Annotated in this window: 11 protein-coding genes and 1 pseudogene; 9 read left to right on the forward strand and 3 right to left on the reverse strand. The window is 29.5% G+C overall.

All coding sequences use genetic code 4. The features are described 5' to 3' along the window. Positions 1-4 precede the first annotated feature (4 nt). The 9 genes from NPA13_RS01220 (at position 5) to NPA13_RS01260 (ending at position 19,987) form a co-directional block, all read left to right on the forward strand. Positions 5-3,061 (forward strand): peptide ABC transporter substrate-binding protein, encoded by a 3,057-nt coding sequence (locus NPA13_RS01220; protein ID WP_257089572.1) that lies wholly within the window; start codon positions 5-7, stop codon positions 3,059-3,061. Beyond that, entirely contained in the window at positions 3,061-4,110 is a 1,050-nt protein-coding gene (locus NPA13_RS01225; protein ID WP_257089574.1) for an ABC transporter permease, read from the forward strand. The genes NPA13_RS01220 and NPA13_RS01225 overlap by 1 nt, the downstream gene beginning before the upstream one ends. Continuing rightward, positions 4,110-5,168: an ABC transporter permease gene (locus NPA13_RS01230; RefSeq protein WP_373457120.1), complete on the forward strand. Its 1,059-nt coding sequence runs from the start codon at positions 4,110-4,112 to the stop codon at positions 5,166-5,168. Before NPA13_RS01225 ends, NPA13_RS01230 begins: the two co-directional genes overlap by 1 nt. A 9-nt stretch (positions 5,169-5,177) precedes the next feature. After that, positions 5,178-6,428 carry an ABC transporter ATP-binding protein gene (locus NPA13_RS01235; RefSeq protein WP_257089576.1) on the forward strand — a complete coding sequence of 417 codons (1,251 nt, stop codon included), beginning with the start codon at positions 5,178-5,180 and terminating at the stop codon, positions 6,426-6,428. Between the two features lie 3 nt (positions 6,429-6,431). Next, on the forward strand, positions 6,432-7,757 hold the full coding sequence (locus NPA13_RS01240) for an ABC transporter ATP-binding protein (RefSeq protein ID WP_257089578.1): 1,326 nt from the start codon (positions 6,432-6,434) through the stop codon (positions 7,755-7,757). A gap of 46 nt (positions 7,758-7,803) precedes the next feature. After that, the gene (locus NPA13_RS01245) at positions 7,804-8,907 is read left to right on the forward strand and encodes a variable surface lipoprotein (protein ID WP_257089580.1); all 1,104 of its coding nucleotides are present in this window, start codon (positions 7,804-7,806) and stop codon (positions 8,905-8,907) included. Positions 8,908-9,354: 447 nt separating this feature from the next. Beyond that, positions 9,355-11,463, forward strand: coding sequence for a C1 family peptidase (locus NPA13_RS01250; protein ID WP_257089582.1), 2,109 nt, complete (start codon positions 9,355-9,357; stop codon positions 11,461-11,463). A gap of 56 nt (positions 11,464-11,519) precedes the next feature. After that, positions 11,520-11,741: a hypothetical protein gene (locus tag NPA13_RS01255; protein WP_257089584.1), complete on the forward strand. Its 222-nt coding sequence runs from the start codon at positions 11,520-11,522 to the stop codon at positions 11,739-11,741. 416 nt (positions 11,742-12,157) lie between these two features. Further along, a complete protein-coding gene (locus NPA13_RS01260) occupies positions 12,158-19,987 on the forward strand; it encodes a hypothetical protein (protein ID WP_257089586.1) in 7,830 nt (2,609 codons plus the stop codon). A gap of 131 nt (positions 19,988-20,118) precedes the next feature. Here the strand turns inward: NPA13_RS01260 and NPA13_RS01265 are convergent, their stop codons facing one another. From NPA13_RS01265 to NPA13_RS01275, 3 genes and pseudogenes are all read right to left on the reverse strand, one after another. After that, positions 20,119-20,376: a hypothetical protein gene (locus tag NPA13_RS01265; protein ID WP_257089588.1), complete on the reverse strand. Its 258-nt coding sequence runs from the start codon at positions 20,374-20,376 to the stop codon at positions 20,119-20,121. A gap of 62 nt (positions 20,377-20,438) precedes the next feature. After that, positions 20,439-22,091 (reverse strand): annotated as a pseudogene (locus NPA13_RS01270) (IS1634 family transposase). 160 nt (positions 22,092-22,251) lie between these two features. Then, positions 22,252-23,082, reverse strand: coding sequence for an MAGa7180 family putative nuclease (locus NPA13_RS01275; protein ID WP_257089590.1), 831 nt, complete (start codon positions 23,080-23,082; stop codon positions 22,252-22,254). Positions 23,083-23,140 lie beyond the last annotated feature (58 nt).

A 23,140-nucleotide genomic window follows, 5' to 3' on the forward strand; every position in this document is an offset into this window, starting at 1 on the left:
GAAGATGAAATTAAAAAATAAATTATTATTGACATTAACAGCAGCTTCTGCTCCTGTTGTCTCGTCAATTGCATTACTATCTTGTCAATCAGGTGGATTATTCTCTAAATCAATTGATTATGATTTAGGATTAGCAACTGAACCGATTAACAACTTAAACTATGTTAGATATAAATCAATGGACAAAATTGTTCCATCATTAGTGGATTCATATTTAAAAACAGGTCCTACAGCTCAACTTAAATCATTACTTAACAAAGCTTCATACAACTTTGTTGTTATGGAAAATAGTACAGTTAAAGATTCGGCTAAATTCACTGACTACTTAAATGCATCTAGAAGTGAACTTTTAGATAATGATGGTAAAGGTAAAATTTCAAATGCATTCTATGGAATTGATAACTTCCAAACAGTGGGTGGATTAGCTGACTTATCAGATGGAAATATCCAAGAAAAAAGTACTATTTATGCTTACAGAAACCCTAGAAACCCTAATAACTATATGGCTATTACAGGGTACACTAGAAAAAAACAAAATATGTGATCTAACGGTGACTTTGTAACTTCAAATGACATTAGAGATTACTTAGAATACATTTTAGACCTTAACACAGGTTCTCAAAAATTAGACACAGTTAGAAAATACGGAATTAGAGCAGTTGATAAATTTATTGACGCTCAAAAAGAGTACCAACAAAAATTCAAACAATCATATAAAAACCCATTTGGACGTAGAGATTATGTTTGATCAGAAGCATTGAACAGATACATTCAAAATCCAAACCAAGAAGTGTTTGCTTCACAAATCAAAGATGAAAATGGAAATCCACTTGATACTGTGGAAGTTGAAGCAATTAAGCAAGCTGCATTAGAATTTGGTTTCTATACAGGTCAATTATTCTTAGATTACGATAACGATTACATTGCAGAACACTTATCGTTACCTGAAAACTCTTCTTTTGCTTTAGATAAAGAAGTTCAAGACTTTACAGTTTTAGTTAATGGTGAGAAAAAGCAAATTAAGATTGTTAAAAATATGTATGTAAACCCATACCAAGAGTTTAATAAAACAAACAAAGACTTACAAGGTACAATCAAAGCACTTTCAAGTAGCGAAAACTCATTCACAATGATTTTCGATGACACTAAAACACCTGATTTATCATATTTATTATTCACAATCCTTTACAACTTATTCCCAATCAATAGAAAACACGTTGAAACTGTTGCTGGTGGAATTGATAAATATGGTTCAGAACCTAAAACATTCTTAACATCAGGTCCATTTAAAATTGCACAAAATGGTGAAGGTATTCTTTTAGGAGATAATGGTTACATTATTCTTGAAAAAGATAAAGATTACTTTGATGCTGAAAACACAATTTCAAACAAAATCAAAATTATGTTCTCAACTAACAAGAACACAAACTCATTATTCTTTGAAGATGGTTTAATTTCTCAAACATATATTCCTGCTTCAAAAATGAACCTTTATTGATCTGATCCTAAAATGAAAAAATACCTTAACAAAAACACAGGGTATGGAACAATTGCTTTTGCTTTCAACTTAGATAGCGAAACAAATGGAAATTCATATTTACAAGATCAAGATTTAAGAAATGCAATGTATTTTGCAGTTAACAGAGAAAAAGCTCTTAAATTCGTTGGATGAGATTTCTCATTCCCTGTTAACACTTGAACATCTTATGGACAATACAAAACATTCGATGGTAAAAACATTGAAATGTTCTTTGAAGGTCAAAAATCTACAACCAAAAATGGTAAAGAATTTGACTTACAAAACTACGAATTCGTTGTTCACTTAGCTAAGTCATTCACATTTGAAAAAACTGAGCGTAAAGATTTAACTTACGATATTCAAACAGCAAAATACTATTTAGATAGATTCAAAGCAAAACATCCAGAATTACAATCAGTTAAATTTGAATTCTTAAACAATGGTTCAGAAGAACAAAAGAACGCTGGTTTATTCTTGAAAGGTGCTCTTGAAACTATGTCAAATGGTTACATTTCAATTGAAACAAAAACATTACCTGAAAACATCTATGCAAGCTTTATTGAAAAAGGTGCATACCAAATTATTTATCAAAACTACGATAGATTAGGTGGTAATGGAGCACAGGACTATGTATCAGTATTCTTCAAACGTGATGAAGTTGATACAATCAACCAAAAAACAATTGCTTTCAAAGATAACCCTGTTGGTTCATACATTTATGGGGACTACCTAGGTGAATTAGTTATTGAACAACTTCAAAAACAAGATGCTAGTGTTTCAAAACTTTCATTAATGCAATCTGACATTAATTGAATTAATACACTTATTAATTCAAACTCATTATCAGGGGACTATGTAAACATTGCATCAGATTATGATTCAGCAAAAGCTTCACAAAGTAGCAGTGAAATAGCAGCATTTGTTAAAAAATACGCAAAACCGGTATCACTTGCGCTTGCAAGTTTAAATGAATCTAAAAAAACAAGATATTCAGAGCAATACGTTGAAAACTTACTTGGGTATATTATTATTAATAACAAAAACATTAAAACAAACAGAATCAACAATGCATTTATTACATATTTAGCTACTGAATTTACAACAGAACAAATAGCTAACTTAACAAATGAAACACAACAAAGATTACAATTTAACCAAGAAGAATTATTAAGAAGCGAAAGCGCAAAACCAGATGATGCAATTCCAGTATTCTGAAATAAATTCATTGAGTTATCACTTCAACATCCAGATGAATCAATTTCACAATATACTTCAAGAATTAACTCATTCTTCTCAGGAAACTTCACAGATGAGGAACTTTTAGAAAACTGATCTCAAACAAGAGTTTACTTATTTATCGCAGGACTTGAAAAAGTTATCAGAGATACAGCAGTTGTAATTCCACTTATGGAAGTTGATACAAACTGAGAAATTACAAAAGTTGGAGGAGTTGATAGTTTATTCAGATTCTCACTTCAATATGCATACGATATGACAAGACCACCAATGGCAAAATTACCAAGAACTAAAGAAGGGAACTAATGAAAAAAGTACAAGTAGATAATAAAACTTATGAACTGAACGATAACAAAGTTATCTTCAGAAGTAAAAGAAATGTTGAATTAACACTTAAAGATAAACTTCTTTCAATTGATTCACCATTCTTAAAAACATCTTGAAAATTCTTCAAAATTATTGCTGAATTTATTGTTATTGGATTTATTGTTATATCAATTACATTCTTCTTAATTAACTCAGTTCCAGGTGAAAACCCACTTACACAAGGTAAGGATGAAACTGCAAGAAAAATTATTGAAGCAAAATATGGATTGGATCAACCTTTACTTACAAGATACTTTAAGTACTTAAATGGTCTATTCCACGGTGACTTTGGTATTTCTTATTCACTTTTCCCTGAACGTCCTATTACTGAATTTATTTGAGATAGATTCTACAAATCATTCTTAGTTGGAATTTTCTCAGTATTCTTAACAGTTACAATCGGTATTTCACTTGGTATTTGAGTTGGTAAAAATCCAGGAGGACTTGTAGATAACGTTTCAACTGTTATTGTTTCAATTTTCTCATCTGTTCCTTCTATTATTTTCGCTTTACTTCTTGTGTTTATCGGACGTGTTGTCGGAATACCTTATGTATTTGACCAGTATAATTTTGCAACCTATATACTGCCTGGTCTAGCGCTTTCATTAGGAAGCATCATTGTTTATATTAAATACATTAGAACAGAGCTTAACAGAGAGCTTAACTCAGTTCACGCTAAGTTTGCTTACTTAAAAGGTGTGTCAAGAAACAGATTCGTTTGAAGACACGCACTTAAACCTGCGCTATTCCCAATTGCTACATTCTTCCCTGCTGTTATTTTTGGATCATTCATCGGAAGTATCTTCATTGAACAAATTTTCTTAATTCCTGGTTCAGGAGGTATGTTGCTTAATGCTATTACTTCAAAAGACTACAATGTTATCTTATTTTTAATTGTTATGTTCTCACTTCTTACAGTTCTATCATATGCATTCAGAGATATTCTTTATGAAGCAATTGACCCAAGAATTAGAAGGAGAGGTGCTTAATGAAATTTAAAGAACATTTACACAAATTTAATTCATCAGTTAAGAAATTCTTCGAAAAGACAGCAAGCAAAATTAAAGGACGTGAAGCAACTGCTTCAATGTCTAAAGAAGAATTAGCAACAGCGCCAAACCCAATTACACAACCATTTGTGTATCAGTCTTGAAAAATTGTTGGAAAAATTGTAGACTTCCAAACTGATATGCATATGCAAGCTCAACCAAGAGTTTTCAAAGAATTTATTAACAGATTCTCAAGAAGTTTTGCTGGAGTTTTTGGTTTTGTTACATTAGTTTCATTAATCTTATTAGCAATTGTCATTCCATTTACAACACAAGATCCAAACGTTACAAGTGTTGATGATTCAAAACTTATTTTCAATACAGTAGATAGCAAGGGTGTATTCCACATTCTTGGAACAGATCACTTAGGAAGAGATTTTTGAGCTAGATTATGATGAGGACTTAGGTATTCAATTGCACTTGCATTTGTTGTAACAGCAATCGAGGTTGCTATTGGACTTACAATTGGAATTATGATGGGTCAATTTGAATTCTTTGACAAAATCATGACTTTCATCATCAAAGTTATTTCAATTGTTCCTACAATTATCATCCTTATCTTAATGACAATTATTATCAAACCTAGTTTCTGAGTTGTTGTATTCTCACTTTCACTTACATCTTGAACAGGTATGGCTAACCAAATTAGAGCTCAAGTTAAGCGTGCTAAATACTTTGAATGAGTATCAGCATCAAAAATCTTAGGTACACCAACTTGAAAAATTCTTAAAAACTATGTACCTGTTATATTACCTATTTTAATTACTCAATTAGTATTCACAATTCCTGGTGTTGTTTTATCAGAAACATCACTTGCATTCATCGGTCTTGCTATCGATGATGTTCCTACATTAGGAAACTTAATTTCTGAAGGTCAAAAATTATTCCCTGACTACTTAAGATACGTATTTGTTCCTTCAACATTCTTAATCTTAATTACAACAAGTGTTCAATTAATTGGTGCATCAGTTCAAGATGCATTAAGAAGACAAAGATAGGAGAGTTTTATGAAAAAAGATAATAACTTATCTAATCAATCAGAAAAACAATCATTCAAGTCTAAATGAGAACACTTTAAAAGAAAAATAAATGTTGCAATCACAAACGCTTTTTCTGGTCTTGGATTAGGAAACAGAAAAAATATGTTTGATTGAGAAACATTTATGGAAAATGTTGAGTACAAAGAATTTTCAGATGGAACAAAACTTAAAATTGCTGCAGAAATTAAAGACATTCACTTATCATTCTTAAACCCATCTGTACCAGGTCAAAAGAACAAAGTTCTTCGTGGACCATCTATTCAAATTTATGAAGGAAAAGTTCACGCAATTATCGGTGAATCTGGTTCAGGTAAATCAGTTATTACATCTCTTCTTTATGGACTTACAGGAGATAATGCTGTAATTGATAGTGGTGAAATTAAACTTTACAATAATCACGTTGAGAAGTTCTCAATGCGTGATTGAGAACGTTCACACTATAGAGGAAGAGTTGTTTCAGCTGTCTTCCAAAACCCTATGTCTACATTAAACCCAACTATGAAAGTTGGAGCACAAATTATGGAAGGTATGCTTGTTAATAAAGTTGTTAAAAACAAAAAAGAAGCATACGAACGTGCTGTAGAATTCCTTAAATTAACAAAAATTAATGACCCTGAAGCTGTTATGAAATTATACCCACACGAAATGTCAGGAGGTATGATTCAACGTGTTGTTATAGCTGCTATTGTTGCTCTTGAACCAAAAATTTTAGTAATGGACGAGCCTACAACAGCGCTTGATCCAACAGTTCAAGCTTTAGTTCTTGAAGTTGTTAAAGAATTACAAGAAAAACTTAAATTATCAATCGTGTTTATTACTCACGACCTTGGAGTTGTTGCTTCGATAGCTGACTACATTTCAATTATGTATGCAGGTCAAATTATTGAGGAGGGAACTACAAGAGAAATCTTAAAATATCCACAACACCCATATACTTGAGGTTTAATCTTAAGTATGCCTGACGTTAATAATGGTAAAAGACTTTCAACAATTAGAGGTTCAGTTCCATCTAACTTAAATAATATTGTTGGAGATGCTTTTGCAGTTAGAAATGATTATGCACTTGGTAGAGATTTTGAAGTTGAACCTGACTTTTACTATGTTTCAGAAACACATAGAGTTAAATCAGCGCTTTTAGATAAAAGAGCACCTAAATATACGCCACCTGCACACATTGCAAAATTATGAAAGGAGTTTTTAGCAAGTTCTAAAAAATAAGTTATGAAAAAAGACTATTACATAGAAACACAAAAAAAATTCCTTTTCTGAAAAAAAGAATTCATAAGATACAACATTAAAGGTGTAGATGAAATGTTAAAAGTTCCTCAAGGTAAGGAAGTTTTAGCAACATTAAGAAACGTGGATGTTACATATGGTTCTCGCTCAAAAGCATTTAGAGCTGTAGTAGACTTTAACTTAAACATTTACAAAGGTGAAGTTTTAGGTATTGTTGGTGAATCTGGTTCAGGTAAAAGTACAATTGGACGTGCAATTATCGGACTTACACCACACAGCTTTGGACAAATTAAAATTCTTGATAAATTATTACCTAAGAAAATGGTTAGAGGATTTAAGTTTGGTAAATCACTTAAAGAATATAAAGAAATCGTTAACTTTATGGTTAATAAAGTGCAAATGATTTTCCAAGATCCAGCTAACTCACTTAATCCACATGTTAATATTGAAACAGTTGTTTCTGAAGGTTTAACAAATACAAAGAACTCTAAAGAAATTTACTTATTTAACTACGACCAAGAGGTTGTTAAACATTTATACTCAATGATTGATAAAAAAGAATATCGTTCTTTATTTGGAAAGTTCAAAGATGAATTAGATCACAAAATTTCAATCAATGAGAACGTTGCATATGATGCTTTATATGTTGACTTTGAAAAAACGATTAATCAAACTTGAGGTTTATCAGAAGTCGCAACTAAATTAGCTGAATACAAAGCAAAACGTGATGAATTAAATAAATTAACTGAAAATGAATGTAAAACAATTTTAGTTAAAGACATTCTTAAGAGTGTAGGACTTGATGAATCAGTTTTAAAACGTTATCCACTTGAATTCTCAGGAGGACAACAACAACGTATCGGGATTTCTAGAGCCGTTGTGCTTAGACCTACATTACTTATTGCTGACGAACCAATTTCAGCGCTTGACGTTTCTATCCAAGCACAAGTTGTAAACATCTTTAATGAACTTAAAGAAAAATATAATCTTACAATTGTGTTCATTGCTCACGACTTACGTATGGTTGAATATATTTCAGACAGAATTGCTGTTATGAATAAAGGTAGATTACTTGAAGTTGGTACAACTGAAGAAATTATGAGGCACTCACTTCATCCATATACAAAATCATTGCTTGAGTCAGTTCCATCAATCGATTCTGACAAAGGTAGCTTGCTAGGATACGAATATAATCCTGCAATGCATAATTACACAGAAGATTATCAACCTGAATGAATAAAAATCAATGATAATCACTTTGTGTTAGCTACACCTAAAGAAGTTCAAGATTGAAAAAATAATAAATATTAATTTAAATTCAAATAACCTAATAAAACAAATATAGAAAGGAGGCTATATGAAAAAAATTAATAAAAGAATTTTATTTGGTAGTTTTTCATTAGTTTCAATGTCATTACCAATCGTTGCTCTTTCTTGCAATAATACAAACAACCCACAACCGAACCCGGGAGATAATAAAACAAATCCAAATCCTGAAATTACATTCGAGCAAAGCAAAGCAATTGCTATTTCTCAAGTTGAATCATCATATTCAAACTTAACAGAGGAGCAAAGAACTAAGATTAAAGAATTAATCCAAGCATCAGAAAACCAAGAACAACTTAAAAACATTCAAACAAATGCTAATTACTTAAATGAATTAGTTCCAAGTTTAAAAGAAGCTGTTGCAGATTATTCAGATGTTAAAGCTAGCTATAAATATGCAAATGATGATCAGCAAGCTAGAAAAGATGCATTCGATACTGCTTACAATAATGTTAATAATGTTGTAAATTACTTAGATTTTTCAAATAATGGTACTGCATTAAACTTTGATGTTGACGCACTTAAAGCAGCCTACAATGATGCTAAAAATGCATTAGCTGGTCAAGAAGTTCAAAAAGATCCTAAACCAGCTATGTATACAGATGCAGCTAAAAGATTCGGTAAATGATTCTCACTTCCTGAAAGTCAAGAAGTTGCTTACACAATAGTTAATACAGCTAAACAATTTGAAGAAAGCACATATGAAGTTCATACATTAGGACAAAAAGTCGATGGAAAAACAACATATCCAATTAAAAACTACAAAGCTGATACACCGGAATTACCTAATAATATTCAATTTTCTATAAGTGATTTCCAAACATATCAAAAAATGATTAAACTTAGACAAAAGGTTCTAGACACTTTCTTTAGATTAATTGTTAAATCAGATGGTAAGAAAGTTTATGAATTCTTCAACCATGATACAGCTTATGCACCTACTAGATATTCAATTAGTAAATTAATGTTAATCATTGATAAATTAATTATCACAGGTAACATTTATGAAGAGTACTTAATTGAATTAGAGGGTACAAAGGATGATTCAACAGTTAAAATGTTCCAAGATCCAGCGCACAAATATTCATATTATGCAATCTTACCTAGAGTAGAGCAAATGAAAAACGCTGTGTAGTGAGTTTAAAAGTCAAAATTAAGTAGCTTATGCTACTTTTTTTATTACAAAAAAGCACATTAAAGTTTATTCAATGCACTTAAATTATGTGTGATTAAATATATTTGAAAAGTAGAAATTGAACAAATAAGAAAGCTTTGTATTCTTTTCTTAATTAATGCTATAAAGCGGAAAACGTGGGATAACCAGAGATAATAAAAAATAATAATCTCTGGTTTTTATATTCTTTAGTTTATTAAATTATTAAAAAGTTAATTTTTAAAGAGTTTTTTTATAAAAATTAGCATTTTTTGTAACTTATATATAACTAAAAAATTAGCAAAATATTTTTTTTAAACATCTTAAATTAACAATTAAAAGCTTATAAAATAAGCGATATTTGTTTCAACAATTTGACTTTCATTAAAATACTTTACAAAAATATTAATTTTTATTTAAAATTAATATATGAGATTAAAAAATAAAAAAATATTAACTAGTTTATTAGTTAGTCCAAGTTTATTGATACCTTTTAGTGTGATAAGCACAGCCACATCAACTGATTCTGACGCACCAAAATTAGAACTTTTTCAAACTAAAAGTGCAGAAGAAATTGCAAGAATGCCTTTTTTTGATGCAAGAAAACTCAATTTAGTTACTAACGTTAAGAATCAAGGTCATGAAGGTCTTTGTTGAGCATATACAATTGCTTCAATTTTAGAAACCAATATTTTAAAAAATAATATAGGAAATTACACTAAAAATTCTTTAGACATTGATGAACATGCAATTGATTACATAAGCAATAGTTGAAATCATAATGCAGATAAGTTAAATTTAAATCCCGATGCTAAAGAATGAAAAGGAATTTTAGGTACAGGAAATTATTTATCTCACGCATTTAATGGTTTGATGAGAAATACATCCCCAATTGCTCAAACTAATCAAACTGAGTTTCCTAATTTTGATAACCCTACAATTGCCAAAATTAAAAAAGCTGTAAAAATTAATCATACTGTTGATGATATTAAATTAGCGATTGCCAAATACGGCTCTGTGGGAGTTGCTTATGCTTTTAATGAAATGAATTTTCACCCTGACACCGTTTGATACAACGAACCAAATTCAATTATTATAACTAAATCACCTGAAGAAAGACATATCAGAAATCATGCTTCAGTTATTGTAGGTTGAGACGATGATTATTATGCATCTAATTTTTGACCTGAAACACCGAAACAAAAAGGTGGTTTTATTATTAAAAATAGTTGAGGAACTAAAAACATGCATGCTCAGGGTTACTTTATGCTTTCATACGATTCATTAGATTTAATTCATGAAGTAATGGCAGTTGAAGTAGAAAATAATAATGCATATCAAAATACTTACTATTATGATACAAAAAATTCATTTTCTTTATTCGAAACCCCTGGCACTAATGAAAGAACAATGGCAAATATTTTCCCAGTTAAAAAAGCAAATGACGAAATTGTAGAAAAATTAAAGTCAATTAATTTTGCGCTTAAAGGTACAAACATTACTGCTGAAATCAAAATTTATGTTAAAAATTCTTCAATGTCTAATCCTGAAGACGGTGAATTAAAATTAACTCAAGAAGTACAAATTCCAAATTCTGGTGATAAAGGATTTTATACAATTGATTTAAATGAAGAAATTATTTTAAACAAAGATCAATATTTTTCAATCATTGTTGATGTCACTAATAAAGGTAAAAAAAACGTTGATTTGGTGGCAAGTGATGAAACTAGAGAAATTTTGAGTTTTTATAAACACAATAATCAATGAGTAAATAGCAAAAAAAGTTTTGTTGTATTTGGAATTAAAGCTCATACTCTTGAAATTCCAATTAGCGAATTAAATAAAAACGCAGTAGTCAATGAAGAAAATAAAGAGTTAGAAGAAAGTTCTGAAAATAATACAAATAATAACCCTAGTGAATCAGATACGGAAAATAATCCACCTAGAAGTGATGACAGTGAAAGTGAATCAGAAAGCTCTGAAGCTGAAGTAGAAACAGATACAGGGACTAATATAGAAAAGTCATCAGATAGTGAGATTTCAAGAGAAGATGAAACAAGTTCTCCAAAAACTGATGAATCTGAAACAGATTCAAGTTCAGAAGAAAATAATCCGATTTCAAAAGAATCTGATGCATCTAATGTTGAAGACAATAGTTCGCCAGTAGCTGAAGATACTACTAAAAATAAAGATATAACTGATGAAAGTTCATCAGAAGATGAAACTAATTCAAGCTCTGAAACAGGAACAGATTCAGCATCTCAAGATGATAACAAACCAACAACGGAAGATTCTGCAACTGAAAATAAAGATGCAATAAATGAAAATCCAACTACTAATGAAAGTTCAACTGTAGAAAAGAATAATTCCGATAATGAAAAAGAATCAGAAGATGTTTCGATAGAATCTGAAAAATCTAAAACCAATAAAACACATGTTGTTTTATGAAGTATTTTAGGTGTTACAACTGGAATTATAACTTTTGGTATAGCAACTTTCTTTATTGTTAAATTAATGAAAAAAAGAGTTAAAAAATAATTTAACTCTTTTTTTCTGCTTTTAAAAGTTTAAAAGGTTTATTAGCAATTAGACTGATGTATTTATGAACCTGAAGACATATCGAAGGTTATATATATTTTTGTTTCTTAAGTTTAGTTTTACTTAAATTTTTAGTTTTCAAAACTAATGATTTAACTGGATTATCTAGAAAAGATAAATTTATAGAAAATAGATTAATTGACAGGATGAACAATGTCAAAGAAATCCAAGAAAAATTCAAAAATCAAGCTAAGAAAACTATCAATATAATACTATAACAAATAGTGAGCGTGTAGCATATAACAAATCTTGAGACAAGTGTTCTATCTGAGTTGTTCAATGTTGAATCAATTAAATTAACTGTTACAACTAAGATGATGCCAATTATAAAATAAGAAAACTAATTTCATATAATGAAACATTTTCGTTTGAGAATTTTTGATGTTGTGTATCTTATCCCCTTCTAAGCAAATAACTTTAAAATATTATTTACTTAACTTCATTCTATTATTAATTCATTTCTCATATCACAAAAATATATTTTTCACATTTGTGAAAAATTAAGGTATTATGCAGATTAATTTGTAATTATATAATCCAAAAGTAAATAATTAAACTATAATTATATTTCTAAAGACAAAAAGAAGTTTTGTCTTATTTAAGCATCAATTTATTTATTAAGAAGAGGTGGTTTATGAACAAAAATAAAAAGTTAATTATTGGTTTAAAATCAGCACTTTTAATCATTATTCCATCGATTGCAATTTCAACAGGTATTGCAGCTAATTTACAAGCTCCTGAAAGGACAGAACGTGTTAAATTAACAGAGGAAACAGCGAGAAAAATTAAAAATGCTGAAATAACAATGTTAGATGGTTATTATGATTCACTTATGTTGGATCGTCCGGTTTTAAATCCTAATAGTGATGAAGATGGTGATGGTATTTTAAATAAAGATGAGGTCTACACATTTGTAAAAGATGGTAAGACTTATTTTGGATACAATTCTCACCCATTCTTAAAAGATACAGATGGAGATGGAATTGCTGATAATAATGATGCTCATAAACTTAAATGAGATTTTTCACCTCGTGATGCTTTAATTTTCAGTAACTTATCTTACCGTAGTAAAGCTTTCTTAGATATTGAGTTTGATGATACAAATCGTGATTTATGAGAAGAAAATAAAGCATATTTTTTAGGCGAAGTTCCAGAAAATAAGAGAGATGAGCACGACAAAATTTTTGAAACAGTTCATAAAAATATGGCCCGTTATTGAAAAAGGTTTGAGTCTTGAGATGAAAGTAATGGATACCAAGCGTCTTGATTAATTAACCAATCTGATTTTCCATTCTTAGAAAATGACACTATTAGTGTTTTAGCTATTGCAGGTACTAATGGTGCAAAAGATCTCGATGATGATTTAGATTTATCAATATGAAGAAAAAAACCAGGTCAAGCTGAGAATGTGTGAATTTCTCTAGCAACAATAAGTCAAAAACCTGTTTCAGAAATTTATTCTACAGGTCACTCATTAGGGGGTCATCTTTCAGAGTATGCACTTATTTGATCAAAGGGAAATCAAGAAAATAGAAGTATTGACAATTTTGTTAAAGCATATGGATTCAATTCTCCAAAAATTTCAAGTGCTTATTATGGAGCTATCAGTGACAGATTAATTAAAGAAGGTTGAGCACAACATTACGGAACAAATAATGATCCATTAAAAAGTTTTCCTGGCCACTTCCCAAGCACAATTTATGTTGGAGGAGGTTCTCACTCTGATACTAACTTCTTTGAAGATGAATATGTATCAAAATACTTTACTTCAGGTGATAGAAGTTTATTTAAAGGCATTCCAGCACAACCTATTCTAGATCAATTAATAGTTTCAAAATTCTGATATAACGTTCAATTATTCTCAGATAGAACACCTTCAAATGTATGAGGTCCAAAAAGAATAATGGAACAAAACACTGAACGTTTCTACAAAAGAATTAAGAATATGGTCCCAGAGCACTATCGTTTAGTTGATAGCGCACAAGAAATAGCTTCAAAATTCCCATTAAATAGAGATGCTAACCACAATACAAATATTAATTACCAAATTCCAATTACTCCAATAGACCATACTGTAACTTATGTATTTAAGGATGATAATGGTAGAGAAGTAGATAGAAGAACATTTACAGTCAATGTTGAAAATCAATCATACGAAAAACCTCAAATACCTAATCACCCACTACGTAAGCACTTCATATACAAAATGCAAAATATGTCAGAAGTCCCTTACACAAGAGACTTCTGAGTTGATACAACTTATGAAATCAATTTAGTTCCTGAATTAAGGGATAATACAATTGATAATTTAGAATACTTATCAGATGTTCAAAAGGCAGCTGCTAAAGATCAAATGCGCGCATCTTCAGATAATGATGAAATTGACAGAATTATGAAGAATGCTCAGGATTTAAACCAGCTTATTTACAAATTTAATGAAGCTAAACAATTTAAATACAAACCTGATTTTACAGAAGCTGATAAAGAATTTAAAGATGTATTTACAAATGTATTGGATGAAGTTGAAAACACTTTATCTTCAGAAGAATTTACAAATCCATCGGTAAGTTATGCAGTTTTATTAGAAAAATTAGAAAAAGCTAAAAATAACTTAAATGGTTTACATAATTTAGGCGTAGCAAAATCAGATGCAATTGAAAGAATTCATAACTCAGAATACTTACCTGAAGATCAACAACAAAATGCTATTGGTCTTATCGAACGATGTGAAGAAATAGCTGAAGTTAATAAGATTTTAGAGAACACTCTTCAAGCTGAAGCAGCATACGCTGCATTACAAACTGCTGCAAATAAAATAAAACAAGTTGATTATTTACAAGCTACACCAAGTCTTCAAGAGGAATTTATTAAAGCTAAAGATGCTTTAACAGGATTTGATAGAAATATTGATTTTTCAGAACCAATTCCTGGACTTAAAGAATTAACAGATGACTTAGTTACAAAAACAAATGCCCTTGATGGAGTTGATAGATTAACAAAAGCTAAAAATGCTGCTAATGCAGTAATTACAAATTCAGCTTTATCAAAAGAACAAAAAACAAAAACCACTAAACTAGTTGAAAATTGCACAACACTTGAGTCAGTTGATATAATCCAAAACAATGTTTCTAAAGTAAATGAAGCTATTAACTTAGTTAATAATATCGCTTCTGAAAAACAAACACAAAACTACATTGAAGCAGATGATGATTTACAAACTAAATTCAATATTGCTTTAGATACATTATCAAGTGTTAAGACTTATTTAGATTTTGAAAACTTACCAAATAACTTAAGTGAAAATTCTGAAGCATTAATAAGTTCACAAAGAAATCTAAATGGTGCTTCTAAATTAGTTTTAGCAAAGAATACAGCTAAATCTGAAATAGAAAATATGAGTAACTTACTTGCATATTTAGCTAAAAAAGCTAAACAAGAAATTGATAATGCAAAAACTATTGCAAGTGTAAATACATTAAAAGAAAATGCTTCTGCATTAAACACAGCTGTAGCAGTTACTAAGCAATCAAAAAATGCAAAAGAAACTATCGCTTATAAAGAGGCGACATCATCAAAACAAGATGCACTTACTAAATCATTAAATAACTTTGTAAAAGCACTTGCTGCATATACAAGTTTTGCTAATAAACTTCTAAATATTGATACTTTAGTATCAAACATGAACGATGCTATTGCTTCGCTTGATGGAGTAAAAAACTTAAATGATCTTAAGACACAAACAATCGCTCAAATTAAGAGTTTACAAAACATAAATAATCAAGAGAAGAATAGTTTAATTTCTGAAGTTCAAAATCAAAATTCATCAGCAGATGTAAGATCTAAATTTGTTAAAGCTCAAAAACAAGATTTAACAAATAAGGTTGCTTCATTAACTAACTTATCAAACGTTCAAAGAAGTTTATTGACTAATGAGATTAATAAAGATGCATTTAATTATCAAAATGTTAGTGCAGTTGTTTCAAACGCTTCTGAATTAAATACTGTAATCCCATCATTGAATCAATCAATCAATCACGCAAATGAAGTTAAACAATCAATTAACTACAGTTATGCAACTGAAGAGATTAAAAATTCTTACAACAGTGCATATGATGAAATAGTTAATGCAATCAATGTAAATAATTTTACAAATCCAATTGCTAACTTAAACTCATTATCAAGTTTCTTATCATCAGAAGAAGCTAGATTAGATGGAGCAGCAAATAAAGAATTATTAGATGCAAAAACATCTGCTAAAGAACAAATTGATAGATTAGAAAAATTATCAAACACACAAAAGCAAGAAGCTAAAAATCAAATTGATGCTAAAACTACAATTGCAGATGTTAACTTATTAAAAGACTATGTAACAAAAATTAATGACGCAATTGATAAATTAGATAAAGCAATTGAAGTCAAAGAAACACCAAATTACAAACTTTCTGATATAGATAGACAAAGAGCATTTGATAATGCTATTAGTGCATTAGAAAACTTAAGAACAGTAGATAACTTTAATGATGTTGATTCTTATTTAGATAACAAACTAGGTACATTATCAGATGCAGAAACACAATTGAATGGTGAGAGCAAGCTTATTGAAAGAAAAAAACAAGCAATATCATCGATTGATGATTTAGAGAATTTAACTACAGAACAAAAATTAAAAGCCAAAGAGCAAGTTAAATTAGCTACAGAACCAGATATGGTGCAAAAAATTGCAGATAATGCTGAAGATATTGATTTTGTTTTAGGAGCCTTAAAAGTTGCAAATAAATCAATTAGGACAATCAGATATTCATCTGCATCAGAAGCTGCTCAAAAAGAATTTAACGAAGCTAAAAAAGCCGCTGAAGTTTATGAAAATGCAATGGACTTTACAAAAGATTATGTTAATTTAGATTCTATTGGTAATAGATTATCAAATGCTGATAGAGCACTTGATGGAGTAAAAAACTTAGATGATGCTAAAGAATTAGCGAAACAAAAATTAGGTGATTTAATCCATATATCAGATGATCAATTCATTAATGCTTTCAATCAAATTGATCAAGCAGCGACATCAAAACAAGTTGAAACTGTTATTACAAATGTAACAAATATTGATAAAGCTATTGAAAAATTAAAATTAGCTAAAAAAGCTGAAGACACAATTGAGTTTAGAGAAGCAAGTAAAGAAAAATTAAACGATTTAACCAATGCAGTTGATTCGCTTAAAGGTGCTAAAGATGTTTTAGATTTCAACGCTGTCGCTATTGAAGATATTGACAATAAAATTAACACTCTTAAAAATGCTATTAAACATTTAGATGGAAGAGCAAATTTAGATACAGCTAAATCAGATGCTAAAGCTAAATTACCTACTTTAACACACTTAAGTGCTAACCAAGTTACTGCTGCTGAAAGATTAATTAATGCTGCTACAACAGTTCAAGGTGTTAAAAACATTATTGCTAACGTTACAAATGTTGATGCTGCAATTGAACAAGTTGATGCATTAAACAAACTTAAAGAAGATTCAAAACCTAAATACACACAAGCAGAAGAAAGCTTACAACAAGCTGCAAATAATGCACTTACACCATTAGAAGATGCAAAAACATATGAAGACTTTACAAGTCCATATGATGAAGATGTTGTTACTAAGAAAGATGCACTTAAAAATGCTATTGATGCACTTGATGGTGACACAAAATTAGCTGATGCTAAAACAGAAGCCAAAGAAGCTATTGAAGCATTAAATAAGTTATCAAATGATTCGCAAAAAGAAGCTGCTAACAATTTAATTGATTCAGAAGCTATTGACACAATTGAAAAAGTTAATGCTATTGTTGAACGTGCAAAAGAACTTAACAATGCTTTACAAGCTCTTGAAAATGCAAATGCAGAAGAGTTAAAACCTAACTACACAGAAGCATCAACAACACCTATAGATAAAAAAGCAGAATTTGATGCTGCAAAAGCAAAAATCGATGCAATCAAAGGAACAAGTGACTTTAGTCAACCAATTGCAAATATTGTAGAAGACACAAATGCACTTAATAATGCTGTTAGAGATCTTGATGGTCAAGATAGATTAGATGTTGTTAAAGCAGAAACTAAAGCTAAATTAGGTGAATTAACACACTTAAGTTCTGATCAAATTAGAGAAGCAAATAATCAAATCGATGTTGCAATAACAATTCAATTAACAAAAGACATTGTTACAAACGCAACAAATGTTGATACTGCAGTTGCACAAGTTCAAAGATTTAATGATGTTAAAACAAAACCACAATTTACAGAAGCTGATTCAGATAAAAAACAAGCTGCTCAAACAGCGTTTGACAATTTACCAGGTGTAGAAACAGTAACAGACTTTACAACAAGTCCTATTGCTGAGATTACAGAAAAAACTGAAGCTCTTAATAATGCAATCAACTCACTTGATGGTCAACAAAATTTAGATACTGCAATAGCTGCCGCTAAATCTACTATTGATGCATTGCCTAACTTATCAGATGATGAGAAAAGAGACGCAAAAACTGAAGTTGAAAAACAAACAACTATCGCTAATGTTGCTGATAAATTATTAAATACTAAAAAACAAGATGCATCAAATAAAATTGGCTCATTATCAAACTTATCAGATGATGTACAAAAACCAGCTGTTAAAGCTTTAATTAAATCAAAAGCAACTAAAGATGAAATTGATGCAATTGTTGCTAATGCAGAAAAAGTTAACAGTGGTATCGGAACACTTAACGATGAAGTTGCGATAAAAGAAGAAGTTCAATACAAACAAGCATCAAATGACGTTAAAACAAACTTTTATAATGCTGTTACTGAATTAGAAGGATTATCAAGCTACACAGACTTTGAAACTCCATTTGACCAATTAGATACTAAATTACAAGCTGTATCTGAAACTAAGAGTTTATTAAATGGTAAAGATAGATTAGCTAATGCAATAGCAAAAGCTAAAGAAGCTATTGAGACACTTGAAAACTTAACATCAGTTCAAAAAGATGCTGCTAAAAATGAAGTTGAATCTAAAACATCAATTGCTGATGTTGAAGAAAAATTACTTGAAACTCAAAGAGAAGATGCTATAGCTAAAATTAACTCATTACCTAAATTATCAGAAACTCAAAAAGAAAAAGCTATCAAATTAGTAGAAGCTAAATCAGATAAAGTAGGAATTGATAAAGTAGTTTCAAATGCATCAAGCATTGATGGAGCGATTGCTAAAGTTGAATCTGCTAGAGAAGTTGAAATAGAAATCAAATACACTCAAGCTTCAAACCAAGACGCATTTGATGATGTAGTTACTGCTTTAAACAACTTAACAACAACACTTGACTTTGATGATGCATATCCTAACTTAGGTAATAAGTTAGATACATTAAAATCAACTCATGATGCTCTCGATGGTGTTGATAGATTAAAAACAGCTAAAGAAGAAGCGCTTGCTGCTATCGAAGTTGCTTCAAACTTATCAGATACTCAAAAAGACGCTGCTAGAAACTCAGTAAACAGCTTAAATGAAGTTTCTAAGATTAAAGATATTAAAAATAATGTTAAAGCAATTAACAGTGCGCTTGATGTTGTTAAAAACGCTGAATATGTAAAAAATAAAACTCAATATACAAAAGCTTCACAAGGAAAACAAGTTGCATTCACAAATGTACTTGATGTATTACATGAACTTAAAACTAAAGATGAATTTAATACATCAGTTGAAAGTCTTAATGAGAAATTAGATGCATTAAGAGATGCTCTTAATAATCTAGATGGTGATGTAAGATTATCAGAAGCAAAAGCTAAAGCTAATTATGATATAGATAACTTAACTAACCTGACAGATGAACAAAAAACAAATGCTAAAGAATTAGTAAATTCACAAACATCAGTTGATACTATTAATAACATTCTGACAAATGCGACAGATGTTAATAATGCATTAGAGGTGTTTAATGAGGTACAAAAAGTTAAATCTACACCTAACTACACAGAAGCTGATGCACCTAAAAAATCAGCATTAGATAATGCATTAGCAAAATCAACTGAATTAAGTAATAAGTTAGACTTTAACAATAGTGTGCGAGAATTAAATGAAAAAATCGATCCTGTAGTTCAAGCTAAAAAATCATTAAATGGCGATTCTAATTTGGCTGCATCTAAAACAGATGTAAATGCAGAAATTAATAAGTTAAATAACTTATCAATTGAGCAAAAACAACAATTTATTTCTGAAGCTAATGGACAAGTAACTGTTCAAAAAGTTAAAGAAGTATTAGAAAAAGCTCAAAAATTAAATGAATCATTAAAGCCTCTTGATAATAAACCTGAAGAACCTACAAAAGTTGAAGAAGGTAAAAAACAAGGTGCTCCTGGTTGAATTTATGGAGTTATAGTTCCACCAATTGTTGGAATTGCTACAGGTTTAGGGTTCTTATTCAAGAGAATTTTTAGAAGAAAATAGAAATTCATAAAAATTAAACTTACATTTTATCCGGTGTAAGTTTTTTTGTTTTTTTCTTTTACTCAAAAATACAAAAACACCTAGCGCAAAAGAGCAAAAAAATATTAACCATTGCTGGTTAATAAATTTCACTAAGCTTTTACATTGAAATCAGCTTTACCTTCTTGTTTTCATTTGTTTAAAAGTTTCTCTCATTCTTCAAATGATTCACATTGTAAGTATTCAAGTTGATCTTTGTTGATTAAAGGGTCAAATTTAGGGGATTTGTTTGTATTTGTGTAATGATAGTATCATTGTTTAACTTTCTTAATATCATCTTCAACATCTGCTCTATTAACAGGGAATGTGTAAGATTTCATTCTTCTTTGGTTAATTTCCTGAGTTTCCAAGTTAAAGGGATAAAAACGAAAACACCTACAAATAAGGCGTTTTCGTTTTTTGTTATTTTTAATTACAATGATAGATTTTCTATAACAAATGAAAAATCTTTATATATTTTGTTTAATTCATAATGGTTTGGATCTAAATTATTAATAATTTCACCAACAACTTTACCATTCACAGTTTTAGTTGTTATTGTTATAAGTTTTAAGGCATCCACAAACATATTCATAGTTACCTTTTGAATTTCACCATTATCTTCATAGAACTTTTTGAGTTTGTAAATTGAGTATTTTAAAACAATCAACGCTAAGAAACATAAGAAAACATGCGCTTGAATGTGAGAATCTTTATGAACAAACATTGGTCTAACTTCAAGCGAAGATTTCAATGTTCTAAAATCTTCTTCAATTTTTCATTGTTGTCTATAAATTTCATTAGCTCTTTGTGCTGTTAAATTAGGTATGTTGGTTTCAATCATATAGAAACCATCTTGATCAGCTATTTTTTAATTTTAGAGTAATTTAATTTGGCAATTGTTTTGCCTTCAACATCCATATATTTTTTCTTGTATTCTGGAACAAGATCACTTAAGCAAATTACATTATTAATTGATTTTTCTCATATTTTGCTATCGAAAAAGCTCTTTTTATTCTGTCAAGCTTTTCTTTTGCTGGGCTAAAGTAAACTATTTGTTTTCTAAGAGTTTGATTAAATCTTTTCCTTTTTCTATTGTTTGCTCAAACAGATTCCACAAATCTGCTTTTTGAAAACATTTCATGTTCCAACATATAATCTTTATCTTCGATGATGAATCTTTTATCTGCTTCGCTAAGGTTATTGATACGTTTTTGGACGATGTATTTATAGCCTTTCTGTTCTAAAAATCTTAAGTTAGCATTTTGACTAATTCCTCTGTCGGCAATGATTGTTATGTCTTTAATCTTGTAAATTCTTTCCATTTCAATTAAAAACTTAATTAAAGTTTGTGAATCGGCAGTATTTCCTTCAAAAATTTTGTAATGAAAAGGTATTCCATTATTGTCTGTCGCCATTGCTATTACAATTTGGTCTTCATCATGCTTGCCGTCTTTTGAAAAACCTTTTTGTCTTACGCCTTTTCTTGAAAAACTTTCAAAATAAACAGTTGTATTGTCAAAGTGTAATTGTTTACTGTTTCTATTAGTTAATTCTTGTAATTTATTGTAAAGATTGAATAAAATAGTTTCTTTGTTTGTTAAAAAGTATCAAAATAGTTATAAATTGATGATTTTTTAATTTCAACATTGTGTAAAAAATCGTTTTTGTTTTTATATTGACAAATGTAGCTTCTTGGAAAAATAATTCTGGTTCCAATGACAAATTCAAGAACTTCTTCTAATGATTTGTGTTTGCTTTTTGGCAATGAACTGAATAAATCTAGTTCTTTGATAATTTTGTAAATTAAATCAATTCCAACATTTTTAACATTGGTTTCAACAGATGTTGGCTCTAACAATTCAAAAAATTTGCTCTTTGCTTCAACTTTGTTGTTTGTGAATGGAACTAATTTTGCGATTGCCTTTAAATCATCAATGTTTTGCAAAGAATATTTATCTTTGATTTCGTCTCAATAGCCTAGACCAACTAAATCACCAATTCCTTTACCATAACCTTTTGAAATCCCAATTGCTAAATAGATGCCTTTAGGGTTGTTTCTTTTATATAAAATGTAATTGCTCATGCTTTAATTATACACTATTATCATTGTAATCATTGTAAAAAATAAAAATTTTTTGATTTTTTACTTATATACATAGTATATAAGTAGAGTTTAAAAATTATAAAAAATGAGCTTCCTACTTGGAAACTCAGGATTAACCATTGCTGGTTAATAAATTTCACTAAGCTTTTACATTGAAATCAGCTTTACCTTCTTGTTTTCATTTGTTTAAAAGTTTCTCTCATTCTTCAAATGATTCACATTGTAAGTATTCAAGTTGATCTTTGTTGATTAAAGGGTCAAATTTAGGGGATTTGTTTGTATTTGTGTAATGATAGTATCATTGTTTAACTTTCTTAATATCATCTTCAACATCTGCTCTATTAACAGGGAATGTGTAAGATTTCATTCTTCTTTGGTTAATTTCCACATTTTCAGGGTTCAAATAATCTCCAAGGTCATCTCTTAAGAATAAAGCGATAATTGAGTAATGGTTAGCTCCTTTTAAATACGAATAAAGTTGTGCTTGTTTTCTATACGAAGGGTCAACATCTTTGTCGCCTCAGAGTTCATATTTCTTATCTTGTGCTGTTTTGATTTCAAGAATCATATTTGTCGAAGGGATGTATCCATCGGGAACTCCCATAATGACATCATCCTTGTCTTTAAAATAGTTATATTCATAATCAGCAGCAACAAAGTTTTCAATCACTACATTAGGGTGCATCTTTCTTAAGAAATCAAATATTTTAGGTTCTAAAATAGTCCCTGCATTAATGTATTTTTGTGATAACACAGGTAATTTTAAGTGTGCAATGTGACAAAATGCATTAAATTCATTTTTGAATGCATCCTTAATTAAAATCTCAGAAACGGTGCTTCCTCCGATTTTTTTGTATTTTAAAAACTTATTATCAGATTTAAGTTGCTCAATCATATGATCTTTTAAAACAATCACACTATTTTCTCAATCAAACTCATAATCTCTCTTGTTGTAATATTGTCTAGCCATATTCTTATTTTAAATTATTTTTTACTTAAAAATCAAGTTATTTTATAAGTTATTTTAT

The organism is Mycoplasma sp. 2045, assembly GCF_024582715.1.
In the GTDB taxonomy this organism is placed as follows: domain Bacteria; phylum Bacillota_I; class Bacilli_A; order Mycoplasmatales; family Metamycoplasmataceae; genus Mycoplasmopsis.